General features: G+C 51.7%; 4 protein-coding genes. 3 read left to right on the plus strand and 1 reads right to left on the minus strand.

Annotated elements, in window-relative coordinates; translation table 11 throughout:
• The 3 genes from VB780_RS31215 to VB780_RS31225 form a co-directional block, all read left to right on the plus strand.
• A partial coding sequence (locus VB780_RS31215) for a transposase (RefSeq protein WP_323355094.1) occupies window positions 1-137 on the plus strand: 137 nt, incomplete at its 5' end.
• 605 nt (window positions 138-742) lie between these two features.
• Window positions 743-1,258 (plus strand): DUF1499 domain-containing protein, encoded by a 516-nt coding sequence (locus VB780_RS31220; RefSeq protein ID WP_323355092.1) that lies wholly within the window; start codon window positions 743-745, stop codon window positions 1,256-1,258.
• A gap of 1,291 nt (window positions 1,259-2,549) precedes the next feature.
• A complete protein-coding gene (locus VB780_RS31225) occupies window positions 2,550-2,945 on the plus strand; it encodes an AbrB family transcriptional regulator (protein ID WP_323355093.1) in 396 nt (131 codons plus the stop codon).
• 182 nt (window positions 2,946-3,127) lie between these two features.
• On the opposite strand, the gene VB780_RS31230 is transcribed toward VB780_RS31225, so the two are convergent.
• The coding region (locus tag VB780_RS31230; protein ID WP_323351519.1) for a transposase at window positions 3,128-3,270 on the minus strand (143 nt) is incomplete at its 5' end.

The following is a 3,270-nucleotide window of genomic DNA, read 5'->3' on the forward strand; positions in this document are numbered from 1 at the left end:
GCTGGGTGGTCGAACGTACCTTCGGCTGGTTGATGGGATGCCGACGCTTGGTGCGAGACTACGAACGGCTACCAGAAACGTCAGAAACCCTCATCTACCTCGCCATGATCCGTATCATGGTTAGGCGGTTGGCATGATTTTTGACTCCATCAGACTTTTCAAACACCCTCTAATATAGCTACCGTGGCAGACCGCTAACTTAATCAGCTCATGTCGCTGTAGAGGCGGCAGATTGAGCCGATGCTTTAGATACTCAACGTCAATACCGTCAATCATTTGAATTACGCTCATCCAGTAAAGACAGAAAGGAGCAAGCTTGAAAGCAAAGCTCACTTGGATTCTCCGCACACGAATTTATACAAAGAGAAGTTGGCTGATTACGGATATTGAGTCCTATTTCGAACTTTACCCCAAAGCAAAATCCAACCAGCAGAGACAGCAGGGCAGATAGCCCTCGTTGAGTAAGTAGTCGTTGAGTTAGTAGATTCGGTGGAAGGAAGGGGATCGCAGCCCTAAGCTTTCTCATTCAGTAACCGGGCAATGCTCCGTAAACTCCAGGCCGTCATCCTTCTCAGCCAGACTGCTCCACAAAATCCTTACCCCAAGCACTGCCGAGGGATAAGGCCATCCAACTCGCTCTATCTCTGCGATCGCCCCGAGCAGACTCCCCCTGGCCAGCACACCGCCTGGCCCCCTCCGCGCCTGATTGGCCTATGGTGGGGTTGTACCTCGACGAACTCCTATGGCTTCAATCCTTGCGTACCTTTTGGCGATCGCATTGTGGGCCTTCCCAACTTACTCAGCTTTTGCGATCGCAGCGCCTGCCCCTCAGTCTCTAGGTGCGATTCCTGGTTTATCACAGGTGTTCGAGGGAAAGACGCCTAAACTCGGTATTCAGGATGGTAAGCTATTTCCCTGTCCGTCAAACCCAAACTGTGTCGTTAGCCAGGGTTCTGACGAGAACCACGCAATCGCGCCAATTGCCTATACAGGCAGCCGGGATAAAGCTCGGGAGCTACTGACTAAAGTGCTGGGAGTTGTGCCCCGTACTGAGATTGTGACCCAACAAGAGAACTACATCCGAGTTAAGTCCACCAGCCGCATCATGGGGTTTGTAGACGATACTGAATTCTTCTTGCCAGAGGATGAGCCAGTTATACACGTTCGAGCAGCAGCCCGATTAGGAGAGTCTGATCTAGGCGTGAATAAAAGGCGGCTGGAGCAGATCCGCTTTGCCTTGCAGGACTTAGGTGTTTAGCAGGTCGTAGCCAGCGTTGGCAAAGCCGCTCTGAAAGAGCATCGCCCTCATCCTTCCCCAGAACACACCCTCGCTGGAGGAACACGGGCCGCGCACTCACGCCGACCTTACCTTCTGCCAACCTGCTCTACAAAAACCCCACCCCGCACCCCGTCGAGGGGTGGCAGGCTATCCAACCTGCTTTAGGTCTGCCATCGCACTCCGCTAACTCATTCCACACTCTGAGACAGCCTGACCCCTCCACGCCCCCTGACCCGCCGAGGGATGCTCAACCTTTGCGATCGGCAGCATCGGCCTCTCTTCATGGAATAAGTTCTCGTTGCATACCGCACGCAGGGGGCTCTAGTGTAGCGGGGGGCGCAAGGCTGAAATGCACTACAGCAGCCCGATGGAATAATGAGCTGCGCGTTTGTTCTTGGGGCTGCTTTGGCCTGGCCCTCCCCCGCTCTTAGCCCCGTTGTTGCGTGGGGTTTCTCAATCGTGTACCAGTCTTACTACGATTTCGTTCAGCAAGTGGCTTACAACGACAATGTGGCTGTCTGATCTTGACTCATGGCCTTTGAGGTAGCCGACCATCTGGCTTTAGGGCAGCCGCTCAGGGCAGAGTACCTGTTGCTTTTGTCTTGCCCGGTTCGTTTAGGGCATTAGTGCCATGGGGCTTCGGCCCCTTTTTTTGCGTTAGTTGAGGAAATGCGATCGCAACAAATTCAGGCCAAACCCTCGCTGGAGGAACACGAGCCGCGCTTCACGCCGCTCTAACTTCCTGCCGACTTCCTCCCTACTGCCCCACCCCACCCCCCGCCGAGTGACCAGGCTATCCAACATTCTTGGCGTTACTAATTATCCCCAGAACACTTTCTCAATAATTCGGATTGGCCTGGTCACTCCGCGCCCTTTCGTTCGTCGCCATTTCCAGCAGACAACTCTCTCTAATCAGAGCAGAGCACTATTTCATAGAACCAGGCATCCTCTGTGTTGTTGGCCGTCTCAACGATTGCGTTTGTACCGTCTACAGTAAAGCGCGATTGTCCTACAACGACTCATTGGGTAGTTAGGTTCGCAGACCTGATGGCGTAATTATTCCTAAGGGTGTTTTTCATTGAATATCAGCCCTGAATATCGAGTCACTGAATCTGTTAGTAACTATAATCAGTGTAGGATAAATTAAATTACCTCTGATTCTTTCTTCAAGTCGTTGGATAGAGTGGAAGTAATAGAGGAATAAATGATTCTAGAGTCTTTCTAGCAGTCATCTTGAATTTTGATGTGTACCCTATGGATGGTTTGAATTATGGCAGTGAAAAGTAAGGAAGCCTTGACAGGCAAGCCTCTTCTGGCCAAGGTCAAAGAGAATGATGGCCTGACTAAGCGGGAACTCGCTAAGGAATGTGGCTACTACACAGTTGGTAAAGAAGGGCAGACCCGTGTGAACCTGGCTGAGTTTTATGATGCTCTCCTAGCGGCCAAAGGAATTCAGCTTGAGCCAGAAAGTGGTAAGGCAGATGGTCGAGGGCGGGAACCGTCCTACACTCTAACGGTTCACAAGAATGGTCAGATCGTGATTGGCGCAGCATACACCCAGGAAATGGGTCTCAAGACTGGAGATGAGTTCACGATCAAGTTGGGGTATAAGCACATTCGCCTGGCCAAACTTGATAGCGAGGGCAATGAGGAGGGTGAAGAGTAGAGAGTAGGTTAATGGGTTTCGAGTCTGCCTCTTCACAAACTCATTGTAGGTGGGTAAATCCCTCTAGACCTACTTTGCGATCGCTAATAACCTGGCTAGAGTAGAACTCGACTCAACAAGATGCCCCAAGTTGCGGCTCGTAGAGGTAAGAGGATGTTTGAAAAGTCGGACGGGGTCAAAAATCATGCCAATCGCCTGACCATGATACGGATCATGGCGAGGTAGATGAGGGTTTCTGACGTTTCTGGTAGCCGTTCGTAGTCTCGCACCAAGCGTCGGCATCCCATCAACCAGCCGAAGGTACGTTCGACCACCCAGCGTTTCT

Source organism: Leptolyngbya sp. CCNP1308, from assembly GCF_034932455.1.
Taxonomy (GTDB): Bacteria; Cyanobacteriota; Cyanobacteriia; order Phormidesmidales; family Phormidesmidaceae; genus Nodosilinea.

Excerpts from the sequence above, each read along its gene's own strand:
- VB780_RS31220 (WP_323355092.1), top strand. The coding sequence starts at position 743 with ATGGCTTCAATCCTTGCGTACCTTTTGGCGATCGCATTGTGGGCCTTC.
- VB780_RS31225 (WP_323355093.1), top strand. The coding sequence starts at position 2,550 with ATGGCAGTGAAAAGTAAGGAAGCCTTGACAGGCAAGCCTCTTCTGGCC.